We start from the raw sequence: 18,534 nt of genomic DNA, 5'->3' as shown, positions 1-18,534 counted from the left end.
AATTGGTTGTAGCGGTTGGAGAGGGTAAAGATGACCCAAAGTATAGGGAAGCTAAAAAAGAAGCGTTAAAACAGTATACGGAGACGTTTCAAGGGCGAAATCCAAATCTAGCAGTCTATAACATGGTTTTACATGATGATGAAGCAAATCCGCATTTACATATTAACTATGTACCGAATTTCGAAAGTAGTCGAGGATTAACGAGGCGTGTCGGAATGGATAGAGCCTTGCCACAGCAAGGAATAGAAGGAAAAGAAACGGAATTAATTGCTAATTGGGTGCATTTGAAGCAGAAAAAGAGGATTGAATGTTGTGTTTTTGCAACAGATGGGAATCCTTAGTAAGAGATTCCATGTTATTATAGAGAAAGACGAAAAAACCGCCCAATGTCTTGGCGGACAGGCGGTTTTTCATAATCAGGTTGGAATCAACCTAATATATATTCTATACACATTGTAGCATAGGTTAGTTGATTCCTTCCACTAAGGGAGAGAATTATTTTATGACAAAAGTTGTAGATTTTGGACAAGCTGAAAGAAATGCTAGAAAAAGAGATTTAGAAATTGAAAATGAAAAATTTCAAGAGTTATATAATGATGTTTCAGAAGTTGAATTAGAAAAAGCCATGGAAACTATGGCTAAAGCTACTGGTAAAGAGCTTTACATAGGTACTAAAAAAAGTCCTCAGTCGAAAGTGAGGTTTGCTCAAATTTTGCAAAGTAATTATGAATTTTTAAGGGAAAGGGAATACTTTACAGCTAAAGAAAAAGCATTTTTAATTGATATTGTTTCTTCGATTGCTTTTAATTCAAACTGTATTGTTGAGGATGTGAAATCAAAAAATCCAGTTCCATTGAATATTTCAGGACTTGCAAAAAAAATTGGATTAACACGAGCGAATACAAGTCTTTCAGTAAATTCTTTGGTTAAAAAAGGGATATTAGCGAAAGCTGAAAGTGGAATTGAAGGAAATAATGCAAAAGCTTATTCATTATTTGTAAATCCGCACATTATTTATGCAGGAGATAAGGATAATGTAAATGAAGCACTTAAAGCGATCTTTTATAAAGCTATGAAAATGAAGATATTGAAAGAGTTACCAGATAAATTATTTTAAGATTGACAATTAGTCAATCTTATTTTTTTACTCATTTTCGTGTGTATTGTTTTCGATACGAATGTGTATTGTTTTCGATACACACGAAAAACATCATAAACCTAGTTATATCAACGTTTCATACCACTTTTAAAACTCTCTCTCTTCTCACTCTATATATAAAGGCTAAAAGTTCCGCAAGGAACGGGTTGTATTTTTGAAAAGAACACTCAAAAATCTCCACCCTCAGAATCAAAAAGGAAGGCTCTTGCCTTTCTTTTTGATTCTGTCCTTGCAAAACTTTTTTCGGCGGGTTTTTAGCTTTCGCCAAGCCGAACAGACCAAAAACGAGGTTAAGTTGCTCGACTTGGATCAACAATTATACCCGCCGAATCGCCAGTTTTTCCGTTCAAAGTATTGTTCTTTTTCTATATGGATCAACGCTATGTGGGGTTTCGCCCCCACACGACGAGCCAGCACTCACACCCAAAAACAAGAGGAATATAGTGAACTATATTATCGATCGTTAAACTAAGAGTTTTTTTATGTAATAAAAAATTCTTAGTTATGTTTAATACTTGGATGATTTGGTATCTATGTATAACATGCTTACTTTTTATAGTTTTAAATAAGAAAATTCAAAATAAACTAATGAATATCAAGTAAGAAAAACTACTTACATTCTTAGATTTACTGTTTTGAGTTTGAAAAAAATTTGAAATTTAATAATGAAGGAGGATGTGTATTTTGTCATTCTATAATTATCCAATAAATTTGGACTATCCAATCAATCCTACACCTCGGTTTGGTTGGGAAAAACCTGCACATAAAAAGATATATGACATCATAAATAACAACAGATCTATTTATCATAAAAATATGGAATTATGTTTAAAGTCTATGTTTTATCTTAAGCAAATTAGCTCATTACCAGATCCTCAGGATCACACACAACCTTGTTGGCACAATTCTTACATGACTGGATTAGATGCTATTAGTTTGTATGTATTTACACGTGAAATGAATCCAACAAATTATTATGAAATTGGTTCTGGATACTCCACTACATTCGTTAAAAAAGCAATTACTGATCATAAATTAAAAACAAAAATCACTGCCATTGATCCATCTCCAAAAACAGAAATAGATACTATTTGCGATAAACTTATAGTAGACCATCTTGAAAACATAGATTTATCTATGTTTGAGCAGTTGCAAAAGGGGGATATTTTATTTTTTGACGGCAGTCATCGTTCGTTTACAAATTCAGATGTAACAATCTTTTTTTTAGAAATAATGCCTCTATTACGCCCTGGAGTTCTTGTTGGAATCCATGATATTTTTCTTCCCTATGATTATCCGGCTGAATGGAATTTCCGTTTTTACAATGAACAATATTTACTTGCTACAGCCTTATTAGCTAATGGAAATCAGTTTGAGATTATTTTTCCTTCTATGTTTATCCAATTAGATACTGAATTAAGTCAAGCTTTTGATTTAGTATGGAATCATACTTCAGAAGGATGTGGGTGTTTTTGGCTTAGGATGAATTAACATGATTGTGTTGAAACTAAATGTAACTCCTCATATTATTTTTGCAGGAGATAAAGAAAACGTACCAGAGCATTTACAGTTCATGTTCCATAAAGCTATGAAAATGTCTATATTGGGGTACCGCCAGCATTTTGGAAAAAAACCACGCTAAGCAAAAAAATAGAATAAGCTGCCCATATGGGCAGCTTATTTACATAATTTTCGTTATTGGAAGTTGTTTCAATTCAATACGTTTGTAATTTCCCCTTCAAAATTGGTATTACGCTCATAATAATAATCATTGATTTTGGAGGTTGTAAAAGATCCTATTTCTTTTTCCCTATCGTACATTTTTACAGCATATAGATAGCCAACCCTTTTTTCTTGATTTTTCTTTGGATTAAATTTTGTTTCTTTCACTTTTTTTAGCCAATTATTAATTTTTGTTTCATCGGTAATGATTTTCTTTTCTCCGTTGCCTTTTGTAATTTCTAGTTTTGTAATGTGTTTGACAGGAAAGATTTCTTGAAATGTCATTGTCTTTTGCTGACAGGAAGCCAACAATAGCAATGCAATTCCAAGACTTAGAGACTTACAAAAATACTTCATTTGTTTCTCTCCTTTTTTTTCCTAATTATACAATTTGAGAGAAACGATTTGTTCAGATTTTTTAATGTATATGTTATTCATGTAAAGTTAACATAACGTCTCATTATGGGTAGCAAGGAAAAAGCAAAATCTATTGATATAATAAGGATTTCACTTTTTCTTTGTTTATCATGATATGCATGAATTTATACATTGTGGAGATATTAGGATTTTTCAGGCTTATGAATGTCCTGTATTAGTACAAAAATTTGTATAAAATCTTGTATAAAAAAGGTAGTTGATTTACTGTGTTCTACTCCGGCTAATTTTAAAATTAAAGGGAATTCTCTTTAATTTTCGAATAATCATTGAAGAGCGGGTGAACGAGCGCCCACAAGAAAATTTGTGATATTCTAAAGAGTGAGGTGATAGCTTGAAAGAATATGAATATGTTTTGTTAAACAAAGAAATGAGTGAACGATTAAATATTGGGGTAAGTACTTTAAGAAAGTGGGCTGCCGCGCTAGAAAAGAACGGATATTACTGGGAGAAAAATGATGATGGTACTCGCTATTATACTCACTATGATCAAGATACACTTATACTGTTTAAAAGTTTAGTACAAGAGCAAAAATTCAACTTAGAACAAGCTGCAAAAGTTATTATATCTAAGCGTGAAGGAAACCGCTCTTCATCAAGAACGGGGGGCGCTCTCCAAGAAATACAACAAGAATCTAAAAGTGAAACCCACTCTTCTAGCCGTTCTCTAACTCCTGTAACAAATGAATCTATACAAAGTTTAATAGATTATATAAAAGAGCAAGACAAACATAATAGACACTTATTAGAAAAAATTGAAGAGATGGAGAAGGAACGAAAAAGTGATAGAGAAATTTTAGAACGTATGGAACATCAACTTACTCGACAAGAAAACCGAGCAAATGAAAAAGATAAAATGTTGATGGAAAATATACGAAGTATTCAACAGCTTGCAATTACAAAACAAAAAAATTCTTTGTGGAATCGTTTATTTAATAAATAAACAAAAAGGCTCACTTCTTATATAACAAAGGGTGCGCCTTTTTGTTTACTGCCGATAATGACAGGTTATGTTAATTAGATTTGTATAAAGTATTCATGCAATACTTTGGATTTTGTTCAACCTTACAAAAAACTTAAAAATGAAAATGGTCTCACTTTTTTAAGTTCTTGTCCGTATAATATCTTATCATTCTTGAAAAAGGTGAGGGTAAAAACATGGATATGAACAGTTCCGAAAATAAATTTCAGGAACGATTAGTGAAAAGTCTAAACGAGCCAATTCGATTACCATTAAATGACTTATTCAAACCAAAACATTTAGATGGAGTTGAAGAAATCAAAAATCAAATTCACCAGAATCAAGACAACAGCCAAATAACGCAGCTGGTGAAAGAGTTGCAGAAGAATTTAGAGGAAAATCAAAAGATAATGGACCTTCTGAAGGGGTATATCAGTGTTCGGATGGACCGGGACACGGACATGAAAAAATTGATTGAAAACCATACTAAAAAAGAACTCAATGAAATAAAAAGATCGTGGCTAAACAAAAAAATATTTAAATCTGATTAATTGATCTTTTTATGAAAATGACTGGAGTAAATGAAAGTGTACGATTTTATAAATATCGTACACTTAAAAATAAACAGCTTTTATTAAGTTTCAGTTAAACGCACACCCGTTGTAATGCAACCTGATTGTGTATTGTCAGTAAATGCAACTTCACCTTCAAGAGTTAATGGTACTTTAATGGTTAAATTTTTATTAAAAGAATCTAATACAACTTCTAGTTCACACTCTTTTCCCTCTTCCACACAATCAATAGAAGAATCTATAATTATGCGATTGCTTAAATTGTAGACAAGGGTTAAACAAACTGGAGCAGTTAAACCTGTTATAATACAAGGCATTTTATCTAAACCTCCTTTTCTCTTTACTTATTAATAGGAAATGTAAACGGGACAACCTTTGGAACGGTAGAAGCGGATAGGCTTAAAAAATCTACTAATGGACTAGGATAATAGTATGGATGATAAGAAGTTGTTGGGATAGAGGTAGAAGGTATGAGGTATTAAGGATATGCACCGTATTGTTCAAAAGGAGGGATTTCTAAAAAACTTGCTACATGAACAGGTGCAGCGTGATGAACTGACGGACTCACAGGAGTTACAACATGTCTTGTAGAAAAAAAGATTCATAATATAACCACTCCTAAAGCAATATTTATGTAATATCGTATTCACTTATTTATTGTGAAAGTGCATTATCTAGGTATAAATATAATAATTATAAGAAACCAAGAGATCTTCGAATAGGTTATACATCAACGCTATGTTCTTTTTTGTTTATGGGTTTTATGATCTCTTTATTTACAGTGTTTTGAATGTATACTTTTGCCGTTGATTTTAGAGAAAATGGGTAAATTTCGATAAAATCAATGAAATCAAGGGAATGAATGTAAACTAATATACTAAAGTTTTACATTGGAACTTACAATTAAAATCCAGCATACAATGCTATGAGCATTTACAATATAGTTTTGGTCAAAACCACAGCGATTGTTGTGGTTTTTTATGTTGATGAAAATGAAAGTAAACTTCTATTCAAAAGTTTACTTTCGAGAATAACAAAAACGAGGATTTAGGTAGCACGACTTGGACTAGCAAGTGACGGCATGTCGCCAAGCCGAACATACTAAAAACAAGAGGATGTTAATAAAATGGAATTGTTGTAAAAGTAGTAGGATATATACTTTGAGATGGATATTCCATATCTGGATAATATTGAATTGTTCCATGATAAGGTATAGTTGGATGATAATAGTATGGCATATGTTGCATAGCATGTTGCATTGCATGGATTGTTACTTGAGCTGCATGGAGTGAAAAGACTGGGCCTGCTTGTCTGTTTCCAATATAGTAAGGATTTATCATAATAATTCACCTCAGTTAAAAATAAATAAACATTTATATAATATGTCTAAAAATTAAACAAAGTGTTCAGTTTTAAATCAATGAAAAACAAACAAATCGTATAAAATCAGTATAGCTTGTCTGATAGATTCTTTTGGATGTGTAGGAAGTTAAATCGAGGTTAGGGATTAATTTGGAGCGTCTGAAGCGCATGTATGGGTAATTGTTGTTGTGGATCAGGTATTCAGTCGCCAATAGGTGGAATGAAATAAATGTAATTAAACGAGTTATATATGGCGTCTGTCAACGGTAAGCGGACCGAAGGGAGCATTAAGGAGTTGATAGATTCACTACACCCAAACCCTCTTGTGGTTGTCAAACGGTACGCGTTTGACCCTGCCTACCGGCGAGGGAGCCCCCTCAAAAAAATGAGGGGGTTGGGGGTGTTTTTTTATGGGGTCTGGGGAAGAGTTCCCCAGTGGGTTTGGGCAAAGCTCAAGGTTTGTTGTTGCCATGCTGGGCATGGATCGGCAAAGCCGAAATGCGTCGCAGACCCCTATTGATTTTGATGCGTCAGCGTCAAAATACGTATAGGGTTACGTCAATTGACACAATTTCGTCGCCTTGCTAAACTTATTGTATCAATTAATCTAGGGGAAGTAGTGGCACTTTATGTTGTTCTCTATCTCATTTAATCAATCTCACCAAAGTTTATTAAGCTATAATAACAGAGAAAACATTTATGGGAATCCTGGCATCGATCCATCCAGGTTAGACGAGAATATCTACTTTGTTCAAAAGGATATCCGAAGTGTATACAAGGATGTCTTTCAAGAAGCGGTGGACAAGTATAATGATAAGCAAAAACGAAATGACCGTAAGATTCAGGACTACTATGACAAAATACATAAAAATGAAAAGACACATGAGCAACGAGAATTGGTTGTAGCGGTTGGAGAGGGTAAAGATGACCCAAAGTATAGGGAAGCTAAAAAAGAAGCGTTAAAACAGTATGCGGAGGCGTTTCAAGGGCGAAATCCAAATCTAGCAGTCTATAACATGGTTTTACATGATGATGAAGCCAATCCGCATTTACATATTAACTATGTACCGCATTTCGAAAGTAGTCGAGGATTAACGAGGCGTGTCGGAATGGATAGAGCCTTGCAACAACAAGGCGTGCAAGGAAAAGGGACAGAGTTAATTACGAATTGGAGACAATTAGAAACGGCCTATATTGAGCAATTAGCGAAAGAACACATTCCGAATTTTGAACGTGCCAATGTAGGTTCACATAAATACATGAAAGTACGTCAATACAAGGAATATGCAGAAACAAGATCAATTGTTGAGAATCAAGTACAAGAAAAAGAAACGCATTTACAAACGATTGACCATCATTTAAAAAATGTTGAAGAGAAAACAAACGAATTAGAAGTAGCGAAAAAGAGTTTAGAAAGTGATGTTGTGGATAAGTACAAAGAATTAGAGATAGTAAAACAACAAGTAGAGAGTGAAAGTGAAAAGCTACAGCTAATTGGCGAGTGTCATGTAGAGTTAGAAAATAGAGTAAAACAAATGCAAAAAGAATTAGATAGTGTTAGGGATCAAGTACCAAATGAGCCTGTTGTGATTCCGTTTTTGCATAGAGAAGTAATAACAGAAGTACAAGATAAAATGTTTGGGAAAGCTGAAATTACAAAGAAACAGACAAGAAATTATGTATTATCACCGGAACAATATCAAGAATTTACAAAGCAAGTGAATGCAGCGGTTACTATCAAAAAGGATTATGAGCGTTTGAAAAAGACAGACTTTGTGAAAGAGAATGAGAGTTTAAAAGTGCATGCAGAGAGCTGGATGAAAGAAAATCGAACGTTGAAACAAGAAAAAAGTAAGTTGCAAAAAGAAGTTGGTGTATTAAATAGAGAAATAAGCTCGTTAAAATCTCATATAAAGGGTTTACAGACGAATATAAGAGTTTTGTATATACAAACGAAAAAAGTTCTTAAAGAGCAATTTAAGGTGCTTAGGGGAATTGTTAAAAATGAATTGGATAGCAAGGGAGTAGATAATCAATTTGAACGTGAACATAAGAGAGAAATAAGCAGACATCGAGATTTTGACAGGGAAAGATAGGAGTGATAATGATAAAAACATTGAATTGCATGAGTTTGAAGAAGAAAAAGAGGGTTGAATGTTGTGTTTTTGCAAGAGACGGAAGGTTTTAATAAGGTGTTTCATGTTACTATAGAGAAAGACGTATAAACGAGAAAAACCGCTCTAGCTTTGGACGGCGAGACGGTTTTTCATAATAAGGTTGGAATCAACCATTTATATATTCTATATACATTCTAACATATAAAAGTTGATTCCTTCCACTAAGGGAGAGAATTATTTTATGACAAAAGTTGTAGATTTTGGACAAGCTGAAAAAAAAGCGAAAATAAGAGATAGTAAGATTGATAGTATTTATGACCAATTGCAAGCAGGTGGTTACTCGGAAGAAGAAAAAATAATGCTTTTGCAGTTGTTAAGTAAGGCGACTGGTGGGGAAGAATATTTCATTGGTAAAAAGAAAAAGCCTACGGATAGGGTGAAGTTTGTGCAAATGATTACAGATAATTATAATTACTTAGCAAAAATAAACTATCTTACAAATGCTGAAAAGGCTTTTCTAATGGATTTAGTGCCTTATGTAGAATTTAAAACGAATATTCTTGTAGAACGAGCAAATGAGGAAAATGAATTTGATTCAGATAATGCTACACCTAGTTATTTAGCAAAAGAATTGAAGAGAGATCGTTCAAGGGTTTCAATGATGATGAATTCTTTAATGGAAAAAGGAGTATTGGCGGTTGCGGAATCTGGAATGACAACAGAAGATGGACGTATTTGTACGAGTCGTACATGGTTTATAAATCCTAACATTATGTGCTGTTCTCCAAAAGATGGAGTAGACAAAGCTACACAAAGAATTTTTAAGAAGTCTCTTAAAAATTTTGTTGCTGAAGATGGTAAAAAACATAAATTACCAGTCTATTTATTTTAGGAATGAGAAGAAATGATGTCATTGACATCTTTTTTTTTATGTGCTTTTCCATTTTTTAGGTGTTGCTTTTTTGCAACACAGGTGTTGCTTTTTTGCAACACCCTATACCTCATAAAGCCTTGCTATTGCTGACTTTCTTCACTTTGCTCTTCTCACTCTTATATATATAGCTAAAAGTTCCGCAAGGAACGGGTCGTATTTTTGAGAAAAACACTCAAAAATCTCCACCCTCACAATAAAAATAAGTCGGTTCGTTTATCCTCACCTAAAAGCTAACGCTTTTTCTTTTTTTATTGTGTCCTTGCAAAACTTTTTTCGGCTCGATTTGCTTTTTTCGCCAAGCCGACAGACAAAACGCAAGATAATGGTTATCGACTTGGATTAGCAAGTATACGAGCCGAATCGCTTAGGTAAATCGCTCAAAAATAATCCTTATTCTATATATAGATACGGTAAGTTCATGGGGTCTCGCCCCCATACGGCGAGCCGGCACTCTAGCCAAAACACAAGCTTTAGATCAAAAAAAAAAGAATAAAATCATAAAAAAGAGAAAAAACAAAATGAATATGTATTCATTTAAAATTGTCTTTATGGTGATGAAAAACAATATAAAACAAATCAAACATAATATTATTTATGTTTGATTTGAAAGAATATATTTTGTATTTAACACGCTACTTTATGATTTTTTTGCTATCTTTATTCTAAAGATTTCAACGATGATAAAGGGGATTCTGTACTTTTTGGAGATATCTAAGCTAGTTGTTTGTGGATTTTCCTCTAATTCTTTTTGAATGGAAACAAGAATGTCTTTTTTTTTCAATGTATTGCCTCCTTAATGGGATACAGAAAATAAGGATATGTTAAAAGAAGTTCGGAATGATTGCGATCGTGATCGCGAAGGGGAAATCTCCAACGGGGATTCGTGGAAAGATTTCAATATTGGTGATGGTGTTGATCACAGATACATTATTATCACTAATATTGGTAACATAAGCACGTGATCCATCGGGAGTGATGGCTATCCGTATAGGACCATTTCCAACGGGGATACGTGGGAGAATTTCAGTATTGGTGGCGGTATTAATCACTGAGATATTATTATCAAATAAATTAGTGACATAAGCACGTGATCCATCGGGAGTGATAGCTATTCCTCTAGGACCATCCCCAACGGGGATACGTGGAAGGATTTCAGTATTCGTGAAAATATTAATTATAGAGACTGTATCACTAGTACCATCAATAACGCCACTGGTGATATAAGCACGCGATCCATTTGGAGTGATGGCTATCTCTATGGGTAACTCTCCAACGGGAATACGTGGGAAGATTTCGGTATTGGTGGCGGTGCTGATCACTGAGACATTATTACTAAATGAATTGGTGACATAAGCACGCGATCCATCGGGAGTAATGGCGATTCCTACGGGGTCGTTTCCAACGGGGATACGTGGGAGGATTTCGGTGTTAGTCGCGATGTTGATTACGGTGACTGTATCATCAACTAAATTTGCAATATAAGCACGTGATCCATCGGGAGTGATGGCTATCCCGAATGGGAAATTTCCAACAGGGATTGGGTTACCGATGATCATGTTAGTGGTAGTATTAATTACCGAGACTGTATTATGAAAGCTATTTGTAACATAAGCACGTAATCCATCGGGAGTGATGGCGATTCCTAAGGGGTTGTCTCCAACGGGGATACGTGGGAGGATTTCAGTGTTGGTGGTAGTGTTGATCACTGAGATTGTATCAGCTGCTGGATCATCACCAGAATTCGTCACATAAGCTAGAACTCTGACTTCCGGTGGGGAGGCAGGTGGGAAAGCAGGAAAAATTCTACGGCAGCATTTCTTATGTTTTGAAAAACATGAGTTCAAAACAATTCATCTCCTTTTTTTCGAAGTTTAATATAATTATTTATATTCGAATCTAGTAACTTGGCTTGTATGCTTGTCTAATAAAATTCATGATGTATATCCTATACATGTGAGGTTAACATAACGTCCTATTATCGGTAGCAACTATTTTGATAGAATCCTTGTTTTTATAAGGTTTCTTGCTTTCATGTCTATTTATCTCTTATACATGATTTTATACATCGTTGATATAGCGAGGATTCTAGCGATCTTTGCTATTTTCTTTTTTTGTTTTTTTTGTATAAAAATTTGTATAAATTATTAGATTGGTAGATGCAAAAGAAAATGTTATGTAGCAACTATAGAACGGCTGATAGCAGCTATGGACAAGAAGAACATAACACTAGAACAAGCTATAAACTTAGCAATATCAAGTACTGAAGAAATTGACGTAGCAACTGTTGCTATAGGTAGCGTAGCAGACACAGAACAGAAGAAATCATTTTGAAGTTTTTCTTTTTTCTATTAAATTTTAAAATTTAATAGAAAAAAGAAAGAAGAATCCTAAAAGATTCTTCTTTCTTTTTAGTGTATGAACATTTTTAATTAGCAACCAGATTGTCTAGTTGTTGTTGTTCCGCCAACTCTTACTTGTTGAGTTTGTAATACTTTTAAAGTAAGATCAAGAACGATTTTTTCACGTAAGTTTTCAAATTCTTTCTCATGATTTTTATCACATGAATCATGATGACCATAATCAAAATCATCATCATGATCACATGGTGAAAAATCAAGCTCATAAAATTCTGCACTAATTAATTCACAGTATGGTTGTTCATTATAGAAAACATTATTTTCAAAGAAGAATTTGTCTAGACGAGGAACATCAGTGTTTTTTGGATTAATGAAACGAGCCTTATTTTCCGAAGCAAAGGCTAATATTGGGTTAGAAAGAAAGTCACCTGCAGTTAAATCAGCAAAACCAGAGAATCGAACTTTTGCAATTTTATCATGAATTACGCCATTGCAGTCTTTAGCAGCGTATTCAATATTTTTACGAATGAAACCTTCTACAAACAATTTTGCTCTTGTTACTCGATAATATCCTGTTGCATCAATTGGCTCATATTCAACAGGTACTAGTTTACATTGTTGTAAAAATACATCTTTTAACACTCTTTTAATTTCTACTGCTGGTGGACAAAGTGGAATATTTGCTTCAACTACAATTTGAAGCGTTCTTTCTGCTAATACAACTGGAATTTTAACTATTGGATTGTTTGTAAGAACAGGTGCTGCTGGAGTATCACTGAATGGAGTTTGTGTTTCTGATTTAACCTTACAATCTTTGTGGTGATCATCTGAATAATAGTTTTCTTGGTTATTCAATTAAAAAAAACCTCCGTTTATTTTTTATTTAAAGGTATTTGCTTTAATATAATATTTAATATATCTATTTATGTGAGGGCCTGTATAATAGTTATTTTTCTCATTTTGAAATATAACAAGCTAAATTAGATTAATAAAATTAATGTTTTTTGTATTAGATTTTACTTAGTATGTGTTTTCGTTAAAATTTTGGTAGGTTTTTTTATATTTAAAAAAAGATAAATAATACTAAAGTAAATTGCACTATTTTGAATAAGAAAACATAAATTATAGTGTGAGACGAGTAGTGGTGCACTTGTTTACGCTTTTATTTAAATCTCCTTGGAAAGAAAGGAAGTTACTAATAGGTTTCCTTTCTTTTTTAAATATAATGGATATTGTTTTAGATGATTTGAAAGTAAATTTACATTAAAGTATTTAAACATATAAATATTGATTAGTGGCTTTAAAAGGTAATAAAAGCATTTCTTTAAATTTGAAAAAAAGGTGTTACCTTTCTAAGGAAGGAAAACACTATATAGCAACTAAAGAACAGCTTAGAGGAGGGGGAGGACAAATTATGGCTCAAACTTATTGGGGATCAGAGGTAGCCAAGAACTTAGGGATTGGCTCAAGTACTTTACGTAAATATTGCCTTGCCCTGGAAGAAGCCGGGTATCTTTTTGAGCGAGGTAATAATAATTCTAGAGTCTTTTTTCATAAAGACGTAGCAACTATAGAACGGCTAATAGCAGCTATGAACAAGAAGAGTATAACACTAGAACACGCTGTAAATTTAGTGATATCAAGTGTTGAAGAAAATGAGGTAGCAACAGTTGCTACGGATAGTGTAGTAGACACAGAACACATAAAAGCATTAGTAGAACGTATAGAACGATTGGAAAAACTTAATTTAGAGTTGATTCAAAGATTGGATCAACAGAGTAAACTTTTACAGGAAACAGATGCTCAACGAATAATAAGAGAAAAACAAAGAGATGTTCAATTAATGCAGGTATTAAAAGAAATGCAGGATAGCAATCGCTTAATAGCAGCTTCAGAACAGAAGAAGTCATTTTGGAATCGTCTGTTTGGTCAATAAATTAAAATCTAATGATAAAGAGACTTTTTCTTTTTATTTGAAGAAAGATAAGAAGTGAGCTTTTTGTCTATTATTAATAATGATATTGAATTTTTAGCACTATAAATGTTAGTCAAACATATATTGTAGTATTGGAATAGGTTTCACTTACTTATTTCATTTCATTTCATTTTATAGTCTCTTTTAAAAGAACATCAACGGGCATTGGTGTTCTTTTAAAGTGGATTGATTTTGAAAAATAAGAAGTTTTCTTTGTTTTAAATTTGTACTTGTTGTATTTGTAAAACCTTTAAAGTAAGGTTTAATACAATTCTTTCATGAAGAGTATCAAATGGTTCGTTTAAGTCTGTTAGACAAGGAGAAAAGTCTAATCCAACAAATTGAGTACTGACTAATTCACAATATGGTTGTTTGTTATAAAAGATTGTATTTTCGAAGGGATAATTTTCTGAATGTGGTAAATCACCGTTTTTAGGATTAATAAAATGAGATGTAGTATCTGAGGAACCAGCTATTAAAGCTAAAGATAGAAAATCATCCTCTATTAGATCTATAGAATTAGAAAATGGAACATTTACAATGCAGTTATATATAACTCTATTATATCCATCATTTACATATTCAATATTTTTACGAATATATCCTTGAAAAAATAATTTAGCTTTTGTAACTAGGCGGTAATTTGTACCTGGTATTGGAGTAAATGCTAGAGGAACTAAATTACATTGTTTCAAAAATACGTCGTTTTTTAAGATACGTTTAATTTCAATTGCTGGAGGATCTAATGAAATATTGGATTCTACAACAATTTGAATTGTTCTTTCAGCTAATACAACTGGTATTTGTACAATAGGTGTTTTTGTAGTAATAATTGGTGCTGTAATTCCATTATTTAATGATGCTCGAGTTTGTCCTACCACATGACATGATACATTAATTGGACATTGTTCACTCATGTTATTTAATCTCCTTTTTGAAATTACTTTAGATTTTTAAAACTGTTCAATGCCAATGTATTTATTTTTTTCAGTTATGTATATGTATGTATAACAGCTTTTGCAATTTGTTTATTGAAGTTTATTAATGAACTACAGACAATAATATATGATTATCTGCAGTTCATTAATTGTACATATGAATAAATAAATAAAATATTATTATAAAAAAAGAGTGATACGTGAATTATTAGGAAAAAGAGTATATCATTGCTATAGCGAATATATTTTTGAGGTGAGACGCTATGAAGACGCTATATGGTCCTGGCGACGTGGCAGAGCAATTAGGTATCCGATCTAGTACATTACGTAAGTATGCTGATGTATTAGAAAAAGAGGGTTATATTTTCATAAAGAATGAACGTGGGCATAGGAAGTATAGAGAAAGTGATGTAATGGTGTTTCGTAAGGTTATTAACCTAAAGAACGACACAGACATGACATTAGAAAACGCCACAAAACAAATAGTATCATGGCATCAAGGCGTTGAGGTATTGCCATTAGAGCGACACGAAATTGAGCGCTATGAAGAATCGGATTTCAACGCTACAACGCTACAGACGATGTTTCAAGATCAAAACGAGGTCATTGAAAAGCAAAATGAATTACTACAAGAATTAAACAAACGTTTAGTTGAACAAGACCAGCGATTTGCACAAAGAGAATCAGAGTTATTGAGCGCTATACAAACGATACAGGAATCCCAAGCGCTTATAGCGACGAATACTAGCGAAGACGTAGCGAAGAATCAGGGACGCGCTGAAATGCTCATGCAAACAATAAGGGAAGTCCAGGAAGTTAAGAAGATGATTGCAACAAGTAAAGATAAGAAATGGTATGAGTTTTGGAAATAATTTTTTGAAATTTGATTAATTATTTTTCGCCACCTCTAAAAAATATAGAAAAATGAATATAAAAGTAAAGCTTAGGGTTATATGAGAACCCTGAACTTTTTGGATACTACTGATAATCGGATTTTATGTGAACTAAATCTTAGGAAGAAGGAATTGAAAATGAATAAGAAATGTCCTAATTGTGGTTTTAGAGAAATCAGGCAAGATTCATTAGATGTCCAAGCATGTTTAAGACTTATTAGTACGAATAACCTTTTTAATCAATTTTCAAGTGTGATTGCTGATGTTTGCACGGAGTGTGGTAACATTTTATCTATGAAAGCAGAACATCCAGAGTATTTTAAATTAGATAAATAAAAATTACTGATAATACAGATTATGTGAACGAAAAATCCCTTTAGAAGGAAGATCTAAAGGGATTTTTTTATAGATTTTGAGATACATGGACTCCTGATAAGTGGTGTTATGTAAACTTTATTTTTATTTTTAAAACGAATTGGTTAATTGATTTGGATCATTTTAATAAAATATTGAATACTATGAAACTATAATCTATAGGTTATTAATCTTTTAATTTAGTAGGAGGTGAATTTAAAATGCCTTTCTCTACTGGTCCAATTGAAAATGTAGGAAATCAACCTACTAATGCAACTAGAGCTAGGGTTAAAATTCTCAATCGTACTGCAGGTCCACTTACTGGGTTAGTTAGATCTTTTAGACTAGACGGTACAAGAACATTAATCGAACAGATAAACTTTAATGTGGCTGCTAATGCTTCTGAATTTATAAATCTAAGTTTAGTTCACTCTACTTTGGGGCAAGCGCTTCAATATGAAGTTGAAATTGTTCCTAATCAAAACGGTGGTTTATACAGTGTCTACGGAATAGCACCTGGTAATGTTATTATTACTGCACAACGAGTTTTGAACTCAGAACTAACGCAGATTCTTTAGTTTTAAATAAGGGTGGGTTATCTAAAAAATAACCCACCCTTATTTAATTGTTGATAATCATAGATTAAGTGAATTAGCTATTTATGTTTAGCTAGAATCACTTCTTTATTTGTAGTATTTTGAATGTATACTTTTGTTGTTGATTTTGAAGATATCAGTAGAATTGGTAAGAAGTCAATATTTAAGGTGAAATGAAAGTAAACTAATATTCAAAAGTTTACATTGAAAATTACAATTGAAATCGATATAAAATAATGTGAAATTTAAAGATGAAATGAAAATGATAATTTTTGTTTAACTTTATTATGGAGAACACTTTTTTTAAAATCCAATGTATAATGCTATGAGCATTTATAACATATTTTTGTTTTGGTTGTTAATAGGAAAAACCACAGCTAATCACCTCCTGTAAAAATTAGTCATAGGAGGTGATTGTATAAACGAAGAAAATATTGTTTTATGTGGAGCTGATGTTGAACAAAGTTTAATTCATTCAACATCCCCATCTATTTTTTCGTTTACTTTGCTAACAGGTCCAATAGGAGAAACAGGAACGTCTATAACACTAGTATTCTTAATTTTGGAGAAAAAAGCTTGATTTTATAAATATTGAAGGTTATTTGGAGTGAATCTACGTTCTTTATATATTATAAAATAGGTTTATATTTGTGACATAAGGACTTGCTTTTTATATTTACTTTTATTTTTTAGGTTTTTTTCTTATACATATTAGTTTACTAATTAATAAGTTATAGGGTGTGTGTAAGTGGGTAAAAGATAAGGTTGGTGTAAAAATGGGTAAATCTAATAAGAAGTTTCATATTCCGTGTGAATGTTTTCTCCCCCCAGTGCCAATACCTGAAGCTGGGCCGACAGGACCAACAGGACCAACAGGACCAACAGGACCGACAGGACCGACAGGACCAACAGGACCGACAGCACCGACAGGGCTAACAGGACCAACAGGGCCAACAGGGCCAACAGGGCCAACAGGGCCAACTGCAGTAGGATGTTGTCCATGTACAAATCTTCTTGACAATCCTGGATTTGACTTCCCAGGTGTGACAGGTGATACTGTACCAGGGTGGGTTCAAACAGGGGATGTTGAAGAAGTAGGTAGACCAAATGTTCATAGTGGTCGTTTTCTTCCGAATGATACGTTTAGTCTTTTAGCTGCGGCAATTGGACCAGGCGGAAGCTTGACTCAACTCGTTGATGTTGAGGAAGGATGTTGTTTTACGCTTTCTTTTGCTGCCGATGTAAGAGACGGGGCATTTCTTGTCGCTGCTGTATCGTTTCCAGAGCTTGGACAGGGATGTCCTCCTGCTTTTACAACACTTGGATCATCAAATATTCCACATATTGTACCAGTTAATACACAACCACAGTCTAGTTTCCAAAGTTATACTCTTGTTGTTTGTATCCCTGCTGGTGTCACAGAGGCATGTATTTCTTTCCAAAATATTGAGCCACCTCCAGGGCAAGGCGCAACAGCTTTTGTTGATAATGTTGTATTCCAACCTACTGGTGGACCTTGTACTTCAATTGCATGTTCACAAAATTTTTGATGTATTGATGTATTTGTAGTTTTTAGTATAAAAAAAGAGAAGGATTATAAAAATCTTTCTCTTTTTTATTTATAAACTATTATCTATTGTAATAAATTTCAAAAAAAGAAACCGGGTTTAATATGGCTATATGTCAACGGTAAGCGGACGAACGAAGCAAAGCGAAGTGAAGGAGCATTAAGGAGTTGACATATTTACCACACCCAAGACCCTCTTGTGTGGGTCAGACGGAACCCGTTTGACCCTGCCAACCGGCGAGGGAGCCCCTCAAGGATTGAGGGGTTGGGGAGTTGGATATATGGGGTCTGGGGAAGAGTTCCCCAGTGGGTTTGGGCGATGCCCAAGGTTTGATTTTGCCATGCTGAGCATGGCTCGGTGAAGCCGATAAGCGTCGCAGACCCCTATTAATTTTGATACGTTAGCGTCAAAATACGTATAGGGTTACGTCAATTGACACAATTTCGTCGCCTTGCTAGACTTATTGTATCAATTAATCTAGGGGAAGTGGTGGCACTTTATGTTGTTCTCTATCTCATTTAATCAATCTCACCAAAGTTCATTAAGCCATAATAACAGAGAAAACATTCATGGGAATCCTGGCATCGATCC

The 18,534-nt window shown here is 33.4% G+C and carries 20 protein-coding genes and 1 pseudogene; 14 read left to right on the top strand and 7 right to left on the bottom strand.

The window, feature by feature from the left end; all coding sequences use genetic code 11:
- From JDS80_RS28605 to JDS80_RS28590, 4 genes and pseudogenes are all read left to right on the top strand, one after another.
- A pseudogene (locus JDS80_RS28605) lies at positions 1–290 on the top strand (plasmid recombination protein); the annotation flags it as partial.
- A gap of 212 nt (positions 291–502) precedes the next feature.
- Positions 503–1,117: a hypothetical protein gene (locus JDS80_RS28600; protein ID WP_098609312.1), complete on the top strand. Its 615-nt coding sequence runs from the start codon at positions 503–505 to the stop codon at positions 1,115–1,117.
- 726 nt (positions 1,118–1,843) lie between these two features.
- The gene (locus tag JDS80_RS28595; RefSeq protein WP_199640602.1) at positions 1,844–2,650 is read left to right on the top strand and encodes a class I SAM-dependent methyltransferase; all 807 of its coding nucleotides are present in this window, start codon (positions 1,844–1,846) and stop codon (positions 2,648–2,650) included.
- Position 2,651: 1 nt separating this feature from the next.
- Complete coding sequence (locus JDS80_RS28590; RefSeq protein WP_199640601.1) at positions 2,652–2,801, top strand: hypothetical protein; 150 nt, start codon at positions 2,652–2,654, stop codon at positions 2,799–2,801.
- Between the two features lie 68 nt (positions 2,802–2,869).
- On the opposite strand, the gene JDS80_RS28585 is transcribed toward JDS80_RS28590, so the two are convergent.
- Entirely contained in the window at positions 2,870–3,238 is a 369-nt protein-coding gene (locus JDS80_RS28585; RefSeq protein ID WP_199640600.1) for a hypothetical protein, read from the bottom strand.
- Between the two features lie 412 nt (positions 3,239–3,650).
- Between JDS80_RS28585 and JDS80_RS28580 the strand changes: the two genes are divergently transcribed.
- Both JDS80_RS28580 and JDS80_RS28575 read left to right on the top strand, forming a co-directional pair.
- The gene (locus tag JDS80_RS28580; protein WP_199640599.1) at positions 3,651–4,259 is read left to right on the top strand and encodes a MerR family transcriptional regulator; all 609 of its coding nucleotides are present in this window, start codon (positions 3,651–3,653) and stop codon (positions 4,257–4,259) included.
- 215 nt (positions 4,260–4,474) lie between these two features.
- Complete coding sequence (locus tag JDS80_RS28575; protein WP_199640598.1) at positions 4,475–4,828, top strand: hypothetical protein; 354 nt, start codon at positions 4,475–4,477, stop codon at positions 4,826–4,828.
- 83 nt (positions 4,829–4,911) lie between these two features.
- On the opposite strand, the gene JDS80_RS28570 is transcribed toward JDS80_RS28575, so the two are convergent.
- Both JDS80_RS28570 and JDS80_RS28565 read right to left on the bottom strand, forming a co-directional pair.
- Entirely contained in the window at positions 4,912–5,166 is a 255-nt protein-coding gene (locus JDS80_RS28570; RefSeq protein WP_199640597.1) for a hypothetical protein, read from the bottom strand.
- Positions 5,167–5,967: 801 nt separating this feature from the next.
- Positions 5,968–6,189 carry a hypothetical protein gene (locus JDS80_RS28565; protein ID WP_199640596.1) on the bottom strand — a complete coding sequence of 74 codons (222 nt, stop codon included), beginning with the start codon at positions 6,187–6,189 and terminating at the stop codon, positions 5,968–5,970.
- Between the two features lie 651 nt (positions 6,190–6,840).
- On the opposite strand from JDS80_RS28565, the gene JDS80_RS28560 reads away from it, so the two are divergent.
- Both JDS80_RS28560 and JDS80_RS28555 read left to right on the top strand, forming a co-directional pair.
- Positions 6,841–8,307, top strand: a complete 1,467-nt coding sequence (locus tag JDS80_RS28560; RefSeq protein ID WP_199640595.1) for a plasmid recombination protein — start codon at positions 6,841–6,843, stop codon at positions 8,305–8,307.
- Between the two features lie 262 nt (positions 8,308–8,569).
- Complete coding sequence (locus JDS80_RS28555) at positions 8,570–9,220, top strand: MarR family transcriptional regulator (protein WP_002162441.1); 651 nt, start codon at positions 8,570–8,572, stop codon at positions 9,218–9,220.
- A 679-nt stretch (positions 9,221–9,899) separates the two neighbouring features.
- Here the strand turns inward: JDS80_RS28555 and JDS80_RS28550 are convergent.
- Positions 9,900–10,043, bottom strand: a complete 144-nt coding sequence (locus JDS80_RS28550) for a hypothetical protein (RefSeq protein ID WP_176522295.1) — start codon at positions 10,041–10,043, stop codon at positions 9,900–9,902.
- 40 nt (positions 10,044–10,083) lie between these two features.
- A complete protein-coding gene (locus JDS80_RS28545; protein WP_199640594.1) occupies positions 10,084–11,106 on the bottom strand; it encodes a beta-propeller fold lactonase family protein in 1,023 nt (340 codons plus the stop codon).
- A 361-nt stretch (positions 11,107–11,467) separates the two neighbouring features.
- Between JDS80_RS28545 and JDS80_RS32010 the strand changes: the two genes are divergently transcribed.
- The gene (locus JDS80_RS32010; protein WP_257208339.1) at positions 11,468–11,593 is read left to right on the top strand and encodes a hypothetical protein; all 126 of its coding nucleotides are present in this window, start codon (positions 11,468–11,470) and stop codon (positions 11,591–11,593) included.
- A 98-nt stretch (positions 11,594–11,691) separates the two neighbouring features.
- Here the strand turns inward: JDS80_RS32010 and JDS80_RS28535 are convergent, their stop codons facing one another.
- The gene (locus tag JDS80_RS28535) at positions 11,692–12,474 is read right to left on the bottom strand and encodes a CsxC family protein (protein WP_199640593.1); all 783 of its coding nucleotides are present in this window, start codon (positions 12,472–12,474) and stop codon (positions 11,692–11,694) included.
- Between the two features lie 559 nt (positions 12,475–13,033).
- Between JDS80_RS28535 and JDS80_RS28530 the strand changes: the two genes are divergently transcribed.
- Positions 13,034–13,555 (top strand): DUF3967 domain-containing protein, encoded by a 522-nt coding sequence (locus tag JDS80_RS28530; protein ID WP_199640592.1) that lies wholly within the window; start codon positions 13,034–13,036, stop codon positions 13,553–13,555.
- Between the two features lie 257 nt (positions 13,556–13,812).
- On the opposite strand, the gene JDS80_RS28525 is transcribed toward JDS80_RS28530, so the two are convergent.
- Complete coding sequence (locus JDS80_RS28525) at positions 13,813–14,511, bottom strand: CsxC family protein (RefSeq protein ID WP_199640591.1); 699 nt, start codon at positions 14,509–14,511, stop codon at positions 13,813–13,815.
- Between the two features lie 284 nt (positions 14,512–14,795).
- Between JDS80_RS28525 and JDS80_RS28520 the strand changes: the two genes are divergently transcribed.
- From JDS80_RS28520 to JDS80_RS28505, 4 genes are all read left to right on the top strand, one after another.
- Positions 14,796–15,404: a DUF3967 domain-containing protein gene (locus JDS80_RS28520; RefSeq protein WP_199640590.1), complete on the top strand. Its 609-nt coding sequence runs from the start codon at positions 14,796–14,798 to the stop codon at positions 15,402–15,404.
- Between the two features lie 159 nt (positions 15,405–15,563).
- On the top strand, positions 15,564–15,761 hold the full coding sequence (locus JDS80_RS28515; RefSeq protein WP_098889156.1) for a hypothetical protein: 198 nt from the start codon (positions 15,564–15,566) through the stop codon (positions 15,759–15,761).
- A gap of 239 nt (positions 15,762–16,000) precedes the next feature.
- Positions 16,001–16,357, top strand: coding sequence for an ATPase (locus JDS80_RS28510; RefSeq protein ID WP_199640589.1), 357 nt, complete (start codon positions 16,001–16,003; stop codon positions 16,355–16,357).
- A 794-nt stretch (positions 16,358–17,151) separates the two neighbouring features.
- On the top strand, positions 17,152–17,925 hold the full coding sequence (locus JDS80_RS28505) for a collagen-like protein (RefSeq protein WP_199640588.1): 774 nt from the start codon (positions 17,152–17,154) through the stop codon (positions 17,923–17,925).
- Positions 17,926–18,534: the final 609 nt, after the last annotated feature.

It is taken from the genome of Bacillus cereus group sp. N8 (assembly GCF_016483685.1).
GTDB lineage: Bacteria > Bacillota > Bacilli > Bacillales > Bacillaceae_G > Bacillus_A > Bacillus_A proteolyticus.
The sequence above is the reverse complement of the archived record's forward strand: the minus strand, read 5'-3'. Positions and strand labels throughout refer to the sequence as shown.

Excerpts from the sequence above, each read along its gene's own strand:
- JDS80_RS28570 (WP_199640597.1), bottom strand. The coding sequence starts at position 5,166 with ATGCCTTGTATTATAACAGGTTTAACTGCTCCAGTTTGTTTAACCCTT.
- JDS80_RS28555 (WP_002162441.1), top strand. The coding sequence starts at position 8,570 with ATGACAAAAGTTGTAGATTTTGGACAAGCTGAAAAAAAAGCGAAAATA.
- JDS80_RS28565 (WP_199640596.1), bottom strand. The coding sequence starts at position 6,189 with ATGATAAATCCTTACTATATTGGAAACAGACAAGCAGGCCCAGTCTTT.
- JDS80_RS28575 (WP_199640598.1), top strand. The coding sequence starts at position 4,475 with ATGGATATGAACAGTTCCGAAAATAAATTTCAGGAACGATTAGTGAAA.
- JDS80_RS28515 (WP_098889156.1), top strand. The coding sequence starts at position 15,564 with ATGAATAAGAAATGTCCTAATTGTGGTTTTAGAGAAATCAGGCAAGAT.
- JDS80_RS28590 (WP_199640601.1), top strand. The coding sequence starts at position 2,652 with ATGATTGTGTTGAAACTAAATGTAACTCCTCATATTATTTTTGCAGGA.
- JDS80_RS28505 (WP_199640588.1), top strand. The coding sequence starts at position 17,152 with ATGGGTAAATCTAATAAGAAGTTTCATATTCCGTGTGAATGTTTTCTC.
- JDS80_RS28520 (WP_199640590.1), top strand. The coding sequence starts at position 14,796 with ATGAAGACGCTATATGGTCCTGGCGACGTGGCAGAGCAATTAGGTATC.
- JDS80_RS28525 (WP_199640591.1), bottom strand. The coding sequence starts at position 14,511 with ATGAGTGAACAATGTCCAATTAATGTATCATGTCATGTGGTAGGACAA.
- JDS80_RS28510 (WP_199640589.1), top strand. The coding sequence starts at position 16,001 with ATGCCTTTCTCTACTGGTCCAATTGAAAATGTAGGAAATCAACCTACT.
- JDS80_RS32010 (WP_257208339.1), top strand. The coding sequence starts at position 11,468 with ATGGACAAGAAGAACATAACACTAGAACAAGCTATAAACTTAGCAATA.
- JDS80_RS28600 (WP_098609312.1), top strand. The coding sequence starts at position 503 with ATGACAAAAGTTGTAGATTTTGGACAAGCTGAAAGAAATGCTAGAAAA.
- JDS80_RS28530 (WP_199640592.1), top strand. The coding sequence starts at position 13,034 with ATGGCTCAAACTTATTGGGGATCAGAGGTAGCCAAGAACTTAGGGATT.
- JDS80_RS28585 (WP_199640600.1), bottom strand. The coding sequence starts at position 3,238 with ATGAAGTATTTTTGTAAGTCTCTAAGTCTTGGAATTGCATTGCTATTG.
- JDS80_RS28560 (WP_199640595.1), top strand. The coding sequence starts at position 6,841 with ATGTTGTTCTCTATCTCATTTAATCAATCTCACCAAAGTTTATTAAGC.